Source organism: Paenibacillus sp. USHLN196 (assembly GCF_037144955.1).
Lineage (GTDB): Bacteria > Bacillota > Bacilli > Paenibacillales > Paenibacillaceae > Paenibacillus > Paenibacillus xylanexedens_C.
The window spans coordinates 503,477-521,008 of sequence record NZ_JBBCYH010000004.1 but is presented as its reverse complement, the minus strand read 5'-3'; the positions used below and the strand labels follow the sequence as shown (position 1 = coordinate 521,008).

Genomic DNA, 17,532 nt, shown 5'->3' with positions numbered 1-17,532 from the left:
CGATGACCATGTCTCCGCATGAAGTTCAAGCTTATGTTCTCACCTACCTGGAAGCACTCGATTGTCAGATCATGGAGCGATCCCCTGCCCATGTGACGGTCAAACTCTCACCTGAGGCGGACAAAGCGTTGACTAATCGACCTTATTATTGGGGGTTTGTGGAGCGAACTGGAGCACCCGCTGAGACAATGTCTTTTACATTTATATTCGATCCCGACAGCTATCAGCAAGCCATGGAAGCCGCAGAAGCCAAAGCTGCACAGGCTTCACCTCCGGTTACACCTGATCCTGCCGGAACGAATGGTATCACTAACGGGAGTCCCCCAGTTGAGCCACCGAAAGAAACCATTTTGGGCCGATACTTCGGCATTACTCCATCCATGCCACTGCTGGGACCCGGACGAATATTGCGTGAAGATGTCGTGTACGGAAGCCGCAGATTACAACAGATTTTTGGCGCTGCCCGTGAAGGCGGTGCCTTCGTGAACCTGTTCGAGCAGGCAGCCAAACGACAATTACGCGCTACAGCGCCGGCCGTATATGAGCCTTGGCTCGGTGTCTGTTTCAAGGTGGAATTCGCCTGTGACTTGAAACGGGAGGAATTACATTTTCTTGGCATCTCCCTTCGTTCGGGTGAAATTATAGAGAAGTTCGGGACCAAGCTGAATCGACGCGACCTCAGTCCGAGGCTCGCGGAGAACATGCATGTGCAGGCAGCTAAAGTTTCGTTATTGGATGCCGGAGCTGCTTTGGAATCTCATTTGACGAACCGCTTACTGGAACTTGATTATAGCTGGGCAGAGAAAGCCCAAGAGCGACTTGATCTGGAGCTGGACGTGTTGGACACATACTATGAAGCTGTACTTCGAGAAGATACGCCTGAGGTAGAAACAACGGACAACTTGGCATCAGGCACGGAGAATGTCCAACCTAATCGTAAGCCACCTGTACCATCGAAGCCACTTATCGGTATAACCAACGCTGAATCCATTGGAGCCGATGTAGAACTGGCGGCAGAGGCCGCAGTACAGGTCGATTCCGAGACAGATGCCGAGGAAGAGAAAGCAAAACAGGCGGTAATGGATCGTGAAGCCATGAAATTGCAATACGAGACACGTCGAACGGAAATGATCTGGCAATATGAGCCCAAAGTGAAAGTGACTGCCATTAGTAGCGGCATGTTTCACTTAAGATAGACGAAGACACTACTTTTCCTGCAAATGCTGGCAAAAGTAGTGTTTATTCATGATCAGCCGCCCGACATGTTGCAGCATCCTTTGCATAGCCTGTCCCCTAGAATGAAATTAGAACCAATTAGGTAACGGATACTTGAAAAGAAGGTGTTTAATTGAAACAATTCTTTCATTTAAGGTGGAACAGTGCCCGAAGAACAACATGCATGACCTTGGTCTTACTCAGTTGTGTTGCCCTGCTTCCCTTCTGGTCGATTGCAGATGCAGAAGATAAAACAATCTCTTCACCAACGCTTGCACAATCAACAGAGTATGACTCTGAAACTCGTACAGCTCAGAATAATAAGTCAGCTCCCGTTGAAGTACAGCAGTTTGCAGAGTACCAAGCTGCTGCACTCGGCACAGCTAACGCCGAATCCAATTGGAAGAACGCCGATCTGCACTTCTACCCTCTTGGCCCCGGTACACATAGCTGGCTCGTACAAGCTACATTTGAAGGAAAACCCATCGGATATATGATTATTACAGCAACAGAACAGGGACAGATGAAGCTTAGTGAATACGGTCAAGGAGAGCAGTCACCGTACAACAGCGTACTTCTTGGACAAGCCTTAAATAGACAACATGTGAATCTTGATGCATTACTTGCCAGCGGAGGAGAGCTTCATTCTAATTATGCTCTCCCTCTGCTGGCGTACTGGAAATTGGAGCGACCGAATCAACCCGCACTTTATATTGATGCTACGAATGGCGATTTACTACCATCAGAATTCTTGAATCGACTGGAGTCTAACGCCAACCAGGTCTCAGCCAGCGTTACTGTTACTGATTTATCCACTACTTCACCTTTATCGGTCGATCCGCTTCATCTGCGACCTGTCTTCAATCCGGCGGACAATCTGTTGTGGATTACATCCAAGCCTGTTGATGCCAACCTGGCACAAGATGTGATACAGCACGGGGAAAATCAGGAGATTGTCTTCTCAGCAGATGATCGTAACGTCGTATACGGCGGACCTCTCCCCGTTAGCGGTTATCAGCTATGGCATACAGATCAGGAAGACGGGTCCATTCTATATGTAGCTCTAGGCGGAAAACCATTCATTCAACGCTTTGTCCCATTAAGCACTTTGCAACAAGATGGTCAATTTTACATCGTGAAGCGTTGACCATAACAAATAAGACGCCTTCCCATCTTTCAAAGGGGTTGCGTCTTTTGGTTTTACATTCGCGAAATTAAGTTAACGGTAGTCACCCTTTGCCCGAAGAACTTCGTTTATGAGACTCTGTATCCAATTTTTTTTCCTTTTTGCCTATCCACAGGGATACAGCGAATGGAATCATACCGAACCACTTCATGGCCCACGGCTCTTTCTTTTTGGCGCGACCTTTCCGCTCATCCTTCGGCGTGTCAATATAATGAACTACACGCTGCGTAATGTATTTTACCAATTCATCACTTTTGGCCATAACCTATGCCCCCTTCGCTCCTGTACATTCGCGGAGCTTACGATAGTTCTAGTGTGTGCAGGATGTACCATGGTTAAACATTTCTTATTGAAAGGGGTATGAAAACCCTCAAAATGCACAGTCTAATGCCAAAGGTATCCATACAGTCATTAATCTGCATCCGATGCCTATTTCATGAAGGAGTGTGTATTCCCATGTATAAGCTGCTGACCGCTTCGTTAGCCTTGCTGATCAGCTTCCAGTTCCTTCCCATCCTGCCACATAGCGCTCATGGAAAAGCAGCCTATCTTGATCTTGCCGCAACACAAAGTTCAGATCATTCCACCCCAGCTCAGAACAGTCCATCCATGCTACCAGTGACCGATGGAGATGCTTATCGCTCAAGTCATCATGCCTTTGCAGCACCTGTCATCCTGCTCGATGTGGGCCATGGCGGTATTGACGGTGGTACATCAGCCCAAGGTGTGCTGGAGAAAGACGTTAACCTCGCCATTAGCCAAAAGGTGTATCTCCTGCTTCGCAGCAAAGGTTATGCCGTCATTATTAACCGACTTGGTGATTATGCACTTAGTGATGAGAACCGCTGGCTGAATAGCCGCTCCCGTCATACCAGGGATCTTGCCCAACGTAAAAGCCTCAGCGAAGAAGTGAGTACAGATATCGTAGTCAGCATCCACGCGAACTGGAGTCCCAGATCCACTACACACGGCCCAGTGATACTGCACCAGAAGGAGGGCAGGAGCTATCTACTGGCCCAATCCATTCAGGATGCGATGAACGATTTGTGCGGTACTAGGCGCGGAGTTGTGTGGGGTAAGCCCTTCTATATGTTGAATTACGTGAAGCAACCTGCTGTCATCGTCGAAACCGGCTTTTTGAGTAATGCCGAAGATCGAGCCAGAATGAGTGATCCAACGGAGCAAAAACGAATCGCCCAATCCATCGCTAATGGCATTATTTATTACCTGTCGGTAGTGTAGGAGCAGCATGCCAGTTCCACACTTCGCGCACCAGATCACCAATACCTACAAACTCAACCTGACCCTGAAGACGGGAGATCGATTCACGAACTACAGCAGATGTGTTCAACCCCGTATGGCCGACATGACCAATGACGACACATATATTCTTGTCAATCGCACGCTGAGCTGCCAGATCCATTTGCTTGCGAATGTGCTGCTTCGAGTTTTGATCATCCAGGAAAATGTCATTGCCCACAGGTGGCATATGTTTGGATATCGCGAGTTGACCCGCTACGGAGCGAAAATTCGTACGGCTGTCCACAAAGAAAAGGCCTCGTTCCCTGCATACGTCGAGCACAATCGACATGATGCGTTTGTCAGAAGTGATTTTGGAGCCCATATGATTGTTCATTCCAATCGCGTGGGGCACATCATCTATCGCTTTCTCTACGTGTTCGCGGACTTCTTCATCCGTAAGCTTGGATGTGATTGCGCCTGGGCCTAGCCACTCAGGTTTTCCTTTCTTGGGTTCCATGGGCATGTGCACAATCACATCCATTCCCTTTTCATGTGCTGCAATCGCATCTTTCTTCGTTGTTGGCAGAAAAGGCATTACGGCCACAGTCAGTTTGATTGGCATCGCCAGAATTTCATCCGTTCCCTTCATGTTGTTACCCACGTCATCAATGATAATTGCCATTCGTTTAGGCTGCGATTTGTCTGCCAGAGTTTGTAATAAATGACCTGAAGTTGAACTAGGTACTTTTATTGAGGTCTGCTCCGTTGTAATTTGTTCTGGTGTCTGCCCAGAAGGAATCCGTGGTTCCGCACTGCTGGCAGAGAGGCCTACACCGTACACCATGAATACCGTACTTGTGAGTACCATTGACATTTTATATTTCCAGGTGCAGGACCATCCTTTTCGACCGGCATTATTCATCCATCGTTCCCTCCTTTGTTCTGTCCCATCATTATTTGAACAATGAAGGGGGAATATGTAGACAAATAAAGCCTGTTCATTCCAGCAATGTGCCCATAAATAAGAAGCGTCCCTAACCACTGCCAGGACGCTTCTTATTACCAAAATTATCCTTCAATTATTTGGTAGACCATAGCTCCATACGCTGACCATATTTCTCGTTGATGATATCTTCCACTTTCTCATCGCCAGCCTTTTTCATATCCTCCAGCATCTTGTCGAATACGGAATTGGCTTCGGCCTCACTTGGGGCAATAATAGCTCTCGTAATACTCTGATCCATAATATCCTTCACTTTCTGTGCCGTCAGAGCTTGAGGTGTTCCCCCATCTGGATTCAGGTTGTCATACTGCGCCGTGTCCCATACGGAGTCCCCAAGACTCTTAATGGCCAGTTCATCCACTTCACTTCGCTGGAATTTAACCGCCATGTCATACGGCTGTCCGTTCGGGTCCAGACCATTTTTGATAAACCATAACCATTTACGAACGCCGCTTTTCTTCACCGTATCATCCCAATTATCCTTGAAGCTTTGCAGGAATTCAGGTTTCGGTTGTCGCTTGCCATCCACCATGGTGTACTGTTCGCCTTCCTTGCCCCACAGCAGCAAATGCTGTCCTTCATCACTCGCCAGATAATTAAACAGCTTTATCGTTTCTTCCGGGTGTTTGTTGTTTTTGGTAATCGCGATCGCGTCCCATCCAAGCGAACTTCTTGGGCCAAACGTTGTTTGAGCTGGATCTACACCTGGAGCAACAACTTTGTAAGCAAAGAGTTGATTCTTTTCCCCGCCATCCTTCTTCAAGGCCGCATTGCCGTTCCCCGGGTCCCAGTATGCACCTGGGGTAGCAAATACCGCACCAGTCGTCAGCTTTTGAATCCAGGTCTGTGTTTTGCTAATCGCAAATTCCTTTTCAATCAGACCTTCTCTATATAAGCGATTCATGTATAACAGCATCTCGCGATATTTGGGGTCCTTTACATCATATTGCAGACGTCCGTTGTTGTCATAATATGTCTTTAAACCCCACATGCCTTTGAATGTTCCGAGATTCGCGCCCATGTTCTCCCCGTTCATCGTCATCGGAATGGACTCTTTGCCATCAATCGTGCTATATTTCTCTTTAAAGTTTTTCAGGAGTGCTTCGAATTCGTCTGTTGTGAGGTGCTGTGAACCATCTGCTTTGTCCGGAAGAAACTCTTCCAACAGGCTTTGTCTCATCAGCATACCGAAGACCGGATCACTGTCGAGTCCATACCAGTTGGCCAGATAGTAGTTCTTGCCGTCGGTATTACGTGTTTTGGTCAAGGTATCTCCGTACATTTCTTTCAGATCAGAACCATATTTCTCAATTAACTCATCCAGTGGAATGAATGCCCCACTTGAAATGTATTTGTCGAGGGAAGCATCTCCCCGGCTCATGACTACCACATCCGGATAGTCACCACTCGCGAGCATCAGGCTCAGTTTTTCTGTTGGATTCCCCGTTGGCTGTTGGATGGAAATCTCTATGCCCGTCTTTTTGGTAATTTCCTGGGCAACTGCATCGGTAAATGGTTCTCCTTTGGTATTGCCATCAAACCAGGTCAGCGTAATCGGGCCTTGTTCCCCATCTTTACCTGCTGTTTTGTTCTCTCCATCGTTAGAGGAGCAGCCCGCTAACAAACCAACGACTAATGCAGCAGTCATACCCATAGTAATCCATTTTTTTGTCTTTATCATTGACACCCTAATTCCTCCCAATGAATAAATTCCTAAAGTGCATGATCGAGCAATTACAAAACAATCTTGGCCCACCCCCTTTCAGGAGAGGTCGCAGGACGAGTCCGTCCCACAACCGGATCATGGAATCGCTTAACTCTTTACCGCTCCCAAAGTCATACCTTTAACAAAGTACTTTTGCAGGAACGGATACACCATCACGATTGGTAATGTGGCTACCATCGTAGCAGCCATTCGAATGGTATCGCTGGAAACCGCATTTCGTTTGGCCGAGTTGGCCAGCATTTGCGTTTGCGAAATCATGCCACCGGTCTGAAATTGATTTAATATTTTCACGAGCACGGCTTGCAGAGTCTTCAGATCCGAACTATAGGTGAACGCATAGGAATCAAACCACGCATTCCAATGCCCTATCGCTTGAAAAAGTCCCACTGTTGCAAGTACAGGTGTTGTCAGCGGCATCACAATTCGGAAGAAAATGGTCAGATCGTTAGCACCGTCTACCCTCGCCGATTCTTCAATCTCATGGGGGAGCTGTTCCATGAAAGTACGAACAATGATCATATAGAAGACATTCATCAAACTTGGCAAAATGAACACCGAAAAGGTATCGATCATATTCAGCGCCTTAAGCACCATGTAGAACGGAATCAGTCCGCCACTGAAATACATGGTAAAGATAAAGTACAGGTTCCAGCCTTTGCGACCAATTAGATTCCGCCGACTTAGCGGATACGCAAGCATCGTAATGACGAGAACCGATAGCGGTGCACCAATCAGCGTTCGTTTGACGGTTACCCACAGCCCGCTTAAAATCTCGCTATCTTTCAAAATCTGCTGATAGCTGTCCAAGGTCAGATCTCTGGGCCACAGATAAACGCCGCCTCGCACCGTATCCTCCGCGCTGTTCAATGAAAGAACGAGTATATTCCAAAACGGAAGAAATGTAACCAGTAATACGAGAATAAGAATGAAATATACAATAATTTTGAAAATACGATCCCCGAATCGGTTCAGAATCATTACAAGCGCTCCCCTCTGTCTTTTGTAGTTAGAACAACGCCTGGTCGTTCACTTTTCTGGAAATCCGGTTCACGATAAGGACAAGAATGAAGGCAACAACGGATTTGAACATTCCCACAGCAGCACCATAAGAGAACATGCTGTTTTGTAGTCCGTATTTGTAAGCATAAATATCAATAACTTCGGAGTATTCAAGCACAGTATTATTTTGCAGCAGGTATTGCTGTTCAAATCCTGCATTCAAAATGCCTCCGACCGCGAGAATAGCCAATATGACAATTGTAGGGCGCATGGATGGCAGCGTTATATGCCACATTTGCTTGAATCGGCTGGCTCCGTCCACCCTGGCCGCTTCGTAGAGCTCCGGATTAATGGAAGCGATTGCAGCAAGATACATAATGGCACTGAACCCCATCTCTTTCCACATGTTCGACAATGCGATAATCCACCAGAACAGAGGCCCGTTTTGCAAAAACGCAACTGGTTCTTTGACAATGCCCAGCAGAACCAGAATATTGTTAAGCATTCCATCCGAAGCCAGCAGCGTAATCACAATGTTGGCTGCAATAACCCATGAGATAAAATGCGGCAGATAAGAAACCGTCTGTACAAAACGTTTGAAAAATCCCTGTCTCGCTTCATTCAGTACAAGCGCAAGGATGATTGGCGCAGGAAATCCGAAGAACAATGTCAGCAAGCTTGTCGCTAGCGTATTACGCATAACCCGATAGAAATCCCCTGTAGTAAAGAAATACTCAAACCACTGGAAACCTACAAATTCGGCATGGAAGAACTGATGTAAGAACGATCCCCCACCCGGCTGATAATTTGTAAACGCCATATATAGTCCAAACATCGGACCATAGGAAAATAGCAATGTCGCAATGAAGGCAGGAAGCATAAGCACGAATAACCATTTTTGCTCTTTTAGTCTGCTTATCAGATTATTGCTCCTGACTATTTTGATAGCGCTTACCTTATGCATTAAGTACCCTCCCTTTTTCTATACAGCAGCATGGCCGGCCATATCTGGATTCATCTTCTCTCCTATTATCATAAATTTGACACGGTTCACTCGCTATAGTCGAATTCTCCGAAAGATACCGCTTTTTAAAGATGTTTTTGTGCAAAAGAGAGGATTGGATTTCCATATTCACTCTGCTATGATGAACTGTGCAACGAACTTTCAGTCAAGAGAGGGCTTTCAGATGCGCCAATTGTATAGAAGATATATGTACATGCCTTTTGTAAACCTGAGTTTTCGTTCCAAACTGTTTATGGTATTTGTACTAGTTACCATCATCCCGATGATGCTGTTGGTTTATTTTTCCTATGAGCTCACCAAAACGAAGCTTACTGAGCAGATCTACATCAATATGACGAACTCAACGGCTCAAATCACTAAAAATCTGGAGAACAAACTGGATAGCTACGAACACATTTCCGCCTCCATTTATTTGGATAACCGCCTTGCCAATTACCTTACAAACGAGTATCAGGATGATCCATCTTATCTGGATGTCTATAATTATATTGGCAATCGAATCGACACCGTGATGGCTGCCTACCCTGATTTTGATAGCGCATTCATTTATTCGGATAATCCGTCGCTGCCCAAAGACAATTATTATATCCGGCCGATCACACCGGAAGTTCAGGACACGGAACTGTTTCACAAGCTGCAGCAATCCTATGGGAACATTATTCATCTCTCCACGCCGCAGACAGAGAACGGTCCTGCCATGTTTACACTCGCCCGGCTGCTGAACAACAATAGTAATCAGTACCCCTACGGGATGCTGGTCTTTCAAATTTCGGAGTCGGTCATCTATTCTCTCATGGAAAAAGAAGCAGGTGGCAAAGATATTTTTATTATCAATGACAAGGGTATGATTCTGTCTTCAGCGGACAAACAGTTAATCAATACAAGCCTGCCCGAATTGCTTCATCAGAATTTTGACGAGACGCCTTCAGGCAGATTTGATACAACATATCAAGGCGTGAAGGCTCTAGCCGTCTATAACACGCTCAAAAATGGCTGGAGAACGGTGTCCATCTTCCCGTATGACAGTATTATCAAGGATGCTAAGTCCCTCTCTCAGCTCATTATCAAAATTTCTCTGGGCTTCATCGGCGTGGCGCTGCTGCTCATCTATATTACTGCTTCGCTGTTTAGCAATCGCATCAGGACGTTAATTCGGATGATTCGGCGGATTGAGCGGGGGGATTTCAACCCTACTCATGAGGAGCAAATGGGCAGTGATGAGATCGGACAGCTTCACTTTGCATTCGAACAGATGACAACCCGGTTGAAAAGTCTGGTTACCGAAGTATATCAGAAGGAACTACAGAGCAAGGAAGCCGAACTGGACCTGCTTCAAGCTCAGATCAATCCTCATTTTCTGTATAATACACTCGGTTCGATCTCTTCTCTGGCTGTGAAGCATCAGGATCCACAGATTCAGGATATGGTTCTTCACCTGGCCAAGTTTTATCGGATATCCCTGAACAAAGGAAAGAGCATCCTGACCATCAATGAGGAGCTGAAACTGACCCAGAGTTATAATGCCATTCAACTTATTCGGTTTAAGGGCAAGCTGAACATCATCTACACGATAGATCAATCGATCCTGCCCTACTCGACCGTAAAGCTTGCGTTACAGCCTTTTGTGGAGAATGCAGTCATTCACGCTCTTTGGAATCAGGATCGGCCTCTAAATATCCATATCAAGGGTGTCATCGAGAACAATAGTATCATCTTATCGGTTATAGACGACGGAATGGGCATGCGGCGAGAGAAGCTTGAGGCTTTGTTTGAAGAGAAAGAAGGACGGGGGTATGGCATTTCAAATGTGGATCGGCGGATTAAACTGAAATTTGGTGAATACTACGGTGTTAAAGTGTATAGCAAGCTAGGTATGGGAACTACCGTACAGATCCGTCTGCCGCAAAAAGAGATCCAATAAAAAAGGAGTGCGATGCAGCCGTTACCGGCCTACAAAGCACTCCTTTTAAACCGTTCTACAACATCCTATTATACCTGCTCACGAATACGATACACCAGGCTGTCGAAATCGCCGCGCAGAGGCAGCTCCACCCCGATGTTCATCAGAGCACGGCCACTGACCGTTAACCCCAGTTCTTCAATGAGATAGGTCTTGTCAGCCTGAAGGCCTGCCAAACGGAGTCTAGGCAACGCTTCACCCAGCTTCTGCGAGTGAAGAAAAGCGAACAGCACTTGGTCACTTGCGGCAGCATCACTGTACTGGACAGCAGTAACCCCCTTATGGCGAAGCGAAGTCAGGCGGAATTGTCTGCCGAATTGCACTAGGTGACGAATGGCTTTGTACTGACCGATGAATTCCCCGGACTGTTCAATCCATTCATCACTCCACTCGTTCAGATTGAAGCCAATGCCAAGTGTGCCCATCATTGCACTGTGGAAACGATACTTCAACGAGACGTTTCGACCATTCATTCCTGTAGGTGACTCGGTTACCCAACAGGTCATCATTCGTGGTACGTACGTATACGAGAAGCCTTCCTGAATGCTCAAACGGTCGAACGCATCCGTATTGTCACTCGGCCAGGACTGGTCGGCATAACGGAAGATGCCCAGATCAATCCGCGAGCCACCTCCTGCGCAAGTCTCAAACTCCACATGCGGGAACTTGGCTCGCAGCTGTGACCAGATATCATACAGACTGTGGACATGCCTTACCCATACTTCTTTCTGGCGGTTAATGGGGTGACCCTTCATGCCCGGCTCCGTGATGGTCCGGTTCATGTCCCATTTAATGAACTTAATCTCATGATTGCCAAGCAGTTCGGTCATAAAATTGATAATGTATCGCTTGACCTCCGGCTTGGAAATGTTCAGCAGCAGCTGATTGCGAAGCTCCGTACGTCCCCGGGTCTCAAAATGATATACCCAGTCCGGATGTGCTCTATAGAGATCACTATCCGGGTTAACCGACTCCGGCTCCACCCATATGCCGAACTCCATCCCCAGTCCGTGAACCCGGTCAATCAGCTCAACAAGTCCGTTCGGGAACTTCTCTTTGTTCACGTTCCAGTCGCCCAACCCCGCACGGTCGGAATGCCGCTGCCCAAACCAGCCATCATCCACAACGAATAGTTCCACACCCATTTTGGCTGCTCTTTCGGCAAGCGCCATTTGGTCCTGGGCATTAACATCGAAATAGGTAGCTTCCCAGGAGTTGTACAGCACTTTACCGATTTCACTGCGCGGCAGTATGTAATTGTATTGGTACTGATGCAAGCGCTGGCTCATGCCGCCAAAGCCTTCTGGGCTGAATCCGCCGACAAAGACAGGCGTCTCAAACGTTTCGCCCGCACCCAGCAACCATTCATTGTCAAAATCATGGATGCCACCTGTTACCCGTACATGCGTGAATGGGGTCTTCTCCGCAACAATCTTCCAGTTGCCGCTCCAGGCAAGGGCACCAAACCATACCCCACTGCCGCTTTCTGTGGAAAGACCATCATCAATCGCAAACCATGGGTTGGCATGACCGTCAGTGAAACCTCTCCGCGATTCAAGTACCTTTTTTCCCTCTGTCAAAATGGTATTGCGCAGTTGGAATTCACCCGACCATTTCCCCGTAACATGCGTCAGGCGGTAATCCTGGAGATATGGCAAAGTCCAGGCTGCGGATTGCATGCTTTCCAGCACAATATCCTCCTGCCCCGTATTTATGATATTGGCATAACGCTCCACCAGGTCGAATTCCGGGATGACCCGATAGACCAGCTGCGTTTCAAGTGCATACACCTGATCCTTCAACGTAATAATCAGCGTCTGTCTGCCATCCTGTTCAATAACCTCGTGACGGTCATACCTAACCTGAAGATCGCGGACACCATCAGGCATGCGCAGTTTCAGAGATGGCTCTGTATAAGATGCGCCTCCCCAGAAGCTGTACTCCTCCGCCTCTCCTTCCACTTCCGCGTCAAAAGAGCTGTGGGATTGTAGATGGAGCAAAGGAGCGCTGTCCTCGATACTCACTGGATCTCCCCAATACAGATGCTGTAGGTGTTCTCTCTCATTAATTCCGAAAATATAGGATGAATGTTGTGTCTGTATTGCAAATATACGCAATTGTTCATGATATTGAATCGTCATGTTTACCCCTTTCAGGTTCCGTGTTTTGGTACCTATATGCTGTGTGTTGTGAACATACATATTATTGTAGGAAGCAGCAGGCGGATTAGCCATATCGCAATCTTACAATCCATAGGGGAAATCATCTGTCATCTCAAAATTGTGAAAATAAGGCTGCGATATAATTCGCAGCCTTAAAGCTTACTTCAAAATCAGGTTATAGATGACCTGAGCCGCTTCTGCCCGGGAAGCAATCCCTTTAGGCACAAACTGTCCCTGTCTTTGGCCTTGGACCAGTCCCAATTGGGCTGCATGCTTCACCGAATCCGTTGCCCATGAAGAAACCTGAGCCATATCTGTAAACAAGATGTCTGTAGAACCTACAGGCGGTACTTTCCCAACATTCCGCTCATAGGCTTTCATCAGCATCACCGTGATTTCCTCTCGGGTAATCTGTGCGTCCGGCTGGAAACGGGTTGCGCTTCGGCCGTTTACAATACCGGCTTGGGTCGCAATCGAGATGGGTTCCGCGTACCAGTCATCTGTCGCTACATCTGTAAAGTGTACTTCCCCTGCTACAGTCAGCCCCAGGGAATGCACGAGCATAGTGGTGAATTCAGCACGGGTGACAGCACGACCTGGCTCAAATTGATCTACATGTGTGCCTTCAACATAGCCCTTTGCTGCCAACTCCTTGATTACAGTGCTGGCCCAATGATTGGCCGGAACATCGGTAAACGTCCGATCCAGTTCCAGAACGGCATACTTGCTGAAGTGGCTCACTTTAGTCGTTAATAAGCCATTCACGTAATCTGATTTGAGAAATTCCAATGTCCCATTTTTGTTAATATAATATATTCCTCCCTGTGAAGGGTCGAAGCCTTCAGCCGCTGCCAGGCTCAGCGTAACCGGGTGATCAAACGCAGCGAGTGTTTCGGTTGTACCTGATTTAGTTGTTGCCGAAAGGCTAAATTCAACGATTTCTCCCTTAAGGGTAACCGTTGCCCGGGAAGATGATTCTACTGCAGCAATGACCTCCTTGGCCTTGCTGCCAAGCGGGACCATTTTCAGGGAAATCGTACTATCTTCCTGCTGCCCCGCTGGTAGCTTGCTCAGTAGCTGCTGGAACAAACTCGCAGGTACTTGCAAAGTTAACTTGCCTGATTTCACTTTCAGTGTATGGTTGCCGAGTTGGCGTAAGACAGCTGATGACAGTTGCAGCTCCTGAGTACTAGCCTTGATGTCTATAACGACTTTCCCTGCCTCACTGTCCACCTTCAGCATATCGGCTGTGATGACCCGTGTTGTTGTATCGTTCTCCTGAGCCGTGCTGTTTCCGGAGTTCCCGCTAGTATTACTGTTATTACCATTGTTACCATTGTTGCCATTGTTGCCAGGATGGCTTGGGTTTCCTGGGTTTCCTGGATTGACTGGTTTCTCGGTCAATTTAACCAATTTCGATTCAGCCGGTCCCAGCGAGATGGACCATGCACCCGTGGCAGACGAAGACTCATCTGTCCACAAGTCTTTTAACGTGTAGGTTTTGGATTCATTCAATCCGGCACGACCTAGATTAATCGTTTTGTTTGCTGAACTATTGGCGCTGTAATTAAATACGGCGAGGTAATAATCATTGCCGTCTTTCAGAACAAACGTATCTGCGGCATTTGCATTCGTATTTCCTTCAAGCGGCTTGAATACTTTGCCTTTCAGCGCCACCTGAAGAACATCCGTATTATTGTACAATGCTGTCATGTATTCCTGTGCCTTGGGATCGTTCACATCATCGGAATCCATCATCACCGTGCCGGCAATTACACCGGAATTCACCCGGCTACGCGCTTCCTCCAAGCTTGAAGCACGGCTTAATACCAAATGATCCGGATCTGTATAAGAATAGATCGTCCCATTTTGCCAGAAACCATATGTCAATGAATTGAGCATGTACTCCGTCTCATTGATTTTGCCATAGGTGTCACAAGAGATCCGTCTGCTATGCGCATATTGACTTGGAAAGATCGGTGCAATGGACGCACTAATGAACATTTTCCCATCCAATCGCTCTTCGACATAACGCATCCCTTCATTGTAAGCCTGGATTCCTGTCGTCACGGTTGTATCATAATGCCGACCTTCCAGTGAGCCGTGGGTTAGGAAATCCAGTTTGATGAATGTGAATCCAAGTGATTTAAACTTATCCAGAAAATAATTCATGCGCATTTGACTCCCCGGATGTGTCACATCCAGTGCATATGCTCCATCCAGTGTCGGCAGAGGTTTACCCTCAGCATCCTTGAGAACAATATCACCATACGTATATTGCCCGTTGGTACCATCTACTTTTTGGCTCATATCGTTGCCCCAATACACAAATGGTCCCCAATAGATGCCTGCATGCTGACCATTGTCCTTAATGACAGATACGGCTTGGGCAAGCTCAGCATCACTTAGATTGTCCCAGTAGGAATCCATATTAATGAATACATTGCCGTTATTGTTGAACTTCTTAAGATTGTTCTTGAAATAATTGGATACATCCACTACGTTCTGATACGAAAGCCCGCTATCATAAGCTCCCCAGCTATTCCAACCTACTGGAACACCTTGTGGCAGCTCTGGATTCAACGCCAGCGGAGGAGTAATAATCGCATTGGCTTTACCGTATTCTTCAAGTCCTGTACGGTAGTCACTGAAACCACCTATCATAATCAGTGGTGAGGACAGTTCAGTACCAGTCAGGCTGCCATGTGGCTGAGTATCGCGAGTAACGTCACTCGCTGCACCACCATACACAGCAAATTCATTCAGACGATTAGCTGAGCCTTTCCAGTCAATACCGGTCTTCCAGGTGTCATGGGTTACTGAACCGATCACCAGACCGTTACGTGTCGAGTTATTGAATACTGTTGTCATCTCATAGCTGATATCCGCACGGTTCATGGTTTGAGATTTGTAGCGAATCCAGGCGTCGTTGTCAAAAGGCACCGTAAGTACACGATTATCCGAGCTGACGCCGATATCCACACCGCCCGTATTTTTAACCGTAATTGGTGACATGTAATTACTCTGGATCTCTGAATCACTGAAGGCATCAAGACGGTTGAGGAAATACAATTTATCTTCATAAAACCGATAGACCTGCTTCAGGGTTGGTTTGCCAGTCGACGTATGAACAAAGTTCAACTCAATGCCTTTGCCGAATCCATCCTGAATCTCCACAGGTGTTCCACCGCTCGTATGACTCTCATAACCTTTGGTTTCCACAAGGCTCTCACCAAGTTTAATGCTGCTGAAAATCCCCCGCATCTTCTGCCCTTCTGCCCAGCTATATCCGACGAATCCAGTCTGGGTATTATAAGACACTTCGTATTGTCCGTTCGATACCAGAAGGCCATACGTGTAATCAGTCACCGTGATATCCCCGTATCGTTGCGAGTCACCCGGTGTTCCCAGATCGTCATTTTCTTCACCTGGATTTTCGGGTTCTGTTTCTATCGCAGGCTCTACGATAATCCTGTCAAGATCGGGAGAATAGCCATTGTTGTCTGAAAAAGTAATTGTATTCTCGCCTTCCGTTAATGGGAGCGTAAGATCATAGGTACCTAACGTATCCCAGTCCGATGTTTTGGGCAGGTCATGAAACTGCTCTTCCCCGTTATTTGCGCGGACATAGAAACTGCGCGGATCACCGGAAAAATAGGCAACCGTAACACGGTAATTACCTGTCATCGGGGCTATAATCTTATTGAACGTCAAGGAGCTCCCACCATTCAGATATCCGACCTTTTTGCCACCTGATGCTGTGGGGCTATCCGTTATACGCGCTTCACCAGTCAGCGTATTGTCCGAATCTTCGGCTTCATAACTAATTGTATACGGAATCACCTCAATTCGGTCCAAATCAGGGGAGTACCAGTCATGATCCGAGAACGTGATGGTATTGACACCCTTATCGAGAGATACCTCCACATCATACGTGCCAATCGTGTCCCAACTTGCCGTTTTGGGCAGATCAATCATCTCATCCGTGTCATTGTTCACCTGCATATAGACAGGTCGCTGATCACCGGAAATATAAGATATTCGGATCAAATATGTACCATCTGCCGGTACGTTGACATTCGTAAATTGCAGTGAACTGTTTTTGTTCAGGTCGGTTACTTTCTTCCCGCCTGAACTGATACTGCTGTCCACCACCTTTGCATTGCCTTTCAATATATTGTCGGCTGCTTCTGCCTCAATAACTGCACCATGCAAATTTTTCTTCCAGTCGTCTCCGCCTCCTTCCCCTGGAGGACTACTGTCCAAACCGCGGATCACGATCTTGTCGATGTCGGGAGAATACCAGTTGTTGTCATCAATCAGGATCGTGTTCGACCCGGCATTCAGCGGAAGGGTCACATCATACATACCCACCGTATCCCAGTCGACTGTCTTGGGCGGTTCTTCAAATTGCTTCTCCCCGCCGTTCACACTAATATTGAATGGCCGCGAATCACCTGAAATGTAGTAAACGGAAATCTTATAATTACCTGTCTCACTTACAGTGACATTGTTAAATTGCAAGGAACTGCCTTGGTACATGCCTCCGACCTTTTTGCCGCCTGAAGCCGTCGGGCTATCAGAGATTTTCGCGTTGCCAAGCAAAATATTCCCCTCGGCTTCAGCTTCATAGGTATTCATATCATCGGCGTGAGCTGTCCAGACAAACTGGCCCCCGCCTGTTATCAAACAAAACATGATTAAGAACACAAATCCCTTTTTCATCATCCGTCCCAACATAACATGCCTCCATTTTTTTAATGACTGAGTTAGATCTCCCTATGCCTATTCCTGCAGTGGTTCACAGCCAATGCTTGTAATCGCTTTCATAAAAAGCGGTTAAAACAAATCCCCTCTCTCCTCCTTCCTTTCCTATATGCCTAATTGTAAAAAGGAGGAGGGGGATGTTCCATACCACAATGTTACTATTCATACAGGAAAGCCTCTTTCATTTGCCATATCACAGGTTAGTAAGAGGGAGCCTATCCACATCATGTTCAAGGAAAACAGGAGGA

General features: G+C 46.9%; 11 protein-coding genes. 4 read left to right on the top strand and 7 right to left on the bottom strand.

Annotated features, from left to right (window positions below):
• Positions 1 to 2: 2 nt before the first annotated feature.
• Both WFI24_RS12310 and WFI24_RS12305 read left to right on the top strand, forming a co-directional pair.
• Positions 3 to 1,196 (top strand): YqhG family protein, encoded by a 1,194-nt coding sequence (locus WFI24_RS12310; protein ID WP_336761069.1) that lies wholly within the window; start codon positions 3 to 5, stop codon positions 1,194 to 1,196.
• A gap of 152 nt (positions 1,197 to 1,348) precedes the next feature.
• Complete coding sequence (locus WFI24_RS12305; protein WP_336761067.1) at positions 1,349 to 2,362, top strand: hypothetical protein; 1,014 nt, start codon at positions 1,349 to 1,351, stop codon at positions 2,360 to 2,362.
• A gap of 82 nt (positions 2,363 to 2,444) precedes the next feature.
• Here WFI24_RS12305 and WFI24_RS12300 read toward each other — a convergent pair whose 3' ends face one another.
• Entirely contained in the window at positions 2,445 to 2,663 is a 219-nt protein-coding gene (locus WFI24_RS12300) for a YqzE family protein (RefSeq protein ID WP_336761065.1), read from the bottom strand.
• A gap of 194 nt (positions 2,664 to 2,857) precedes the next feature.
• Between WFI24_RS12300 and WFI24_RS12295 the strand changes: the two genes are divergently transcribed.
• On the top strand, positions 2,858 to 3,643 hold the full coding sequence (locus WFI24_RS12295) for an N-acetylmuramoyl-L-alanine amidase family protein (RefSeq protein WP_336761064.1): 786 nt from the start codon (positions 2,858 to 2,860) through the stop codon (positions 3,641 to 3,643).
• Here the strand turns inward: WFI24_RS12295 and WFI24_RS12290 are convergent.
• From WFI24_RS12290 to WFI24_RS12275, 4 genes are all read right to left on the bottom strand, one after another.
• Positions 3,618 to 4,565, bottom strand: a complete 948-nt coding sequence (locus WFI24_RS12290; RefSeq protein WP_336761062.1) for a divergent polysaccharide deacetylase family protein — start codon at positions 4,563 to 4,565, stop codon at positions 3,618 to 3,620. The genes WFI24_RS12295 and WFI24_RS12290 overlap by 26 nt on opposite strands.
• Before the next feature lie 157 nt (positions 4,566 to 4,722).
• Positions 4,723 to 6,327: an extracellular solute-binding protein gene (locus WFI24_RS12285; protein WP_336761061.1), complete on the bottom strand. Its 1,605-nt coding sequence runs from the start codon at positions 6,325 to 6,327 to the stop codon at positions 4,723 to 4,725.
• A 132-nt stretch (positions 6,328 to 6,459) separates the two neighbouring features.
• The gene (locus WFI24_RS12280) at positions 6,460 to 7,350 is read right to left on the bottom strand and encodes a carbohydrate ABC transporter permease (RefSeq protein WP_062322048.1); all 891 of its coding nucleotides are present in this window, start codon (positions 7,348 to 7,350) and stop codon (positions 6,460 to 6,462) included.
• Between the two features lie 28 nt (positions 7,351 to 7,378).
• The gene (locus WFI24_RS12275) at positions 7,379 to 8,335 is read right to left on the bottom strand and encodes an ABC transporter permease (protein WP_336761059.1); all 957 of its coding nucleotides are present in this window, start codon (positions 8,333 to 8,335) and stop codon (positions 7,379 to 7,381) included.
• 253 nt (positions 8,336 to 8,588) lie between these two features.
• Between WFI24_RS12275 and WFI24_RS12270 the strand changes: the two genes are divergently transcribed.
• Positions 8,589 to 10,316 carry a cache domain-containing sensor histidine kinase gene (locus WFI24_RS12270; protein ID WP_062322052.1) on the top strand — a complete coding sequence of 576 codons (1,728 nt, stop codon included), beginning with the start codon at positions 8,589 to 8,591 and terminating at the stop codon, positions 10,314 to 10,316.
• A 68-nt stretch (positions 10,317 to 10,384) separates the two neighbouring features.
• Here WFI24_RS12270 and WFI24_RS12265 read toward each other — a convergent pair whose 3' ends face one another.
• On the bottom strand, positions 10,385 to 12,496 hold the full coding sequence (locus tag WFI24_RS12265; protein ID WP_336761056.1) for an alpha-galactosidase: 2,112 nt from the start codon (positions 12,494 to 12,496) through the stop codon (positions 10,385 to 10,387).
• Between the two features lie 180 nt (positions 12,497 to 12,676).
• Entirely contained in the window at positions 12,677 to 17,257 is a 4,581-nt protein-coding gene (locus WFI24_RS12260; protein WP_336761055.1) for an S-layer homology domain-containing protein, read from the bottom strand.
• Between the last annotated feature and the right edge of the window lie 275 nt (positions 17,258 to 17,532).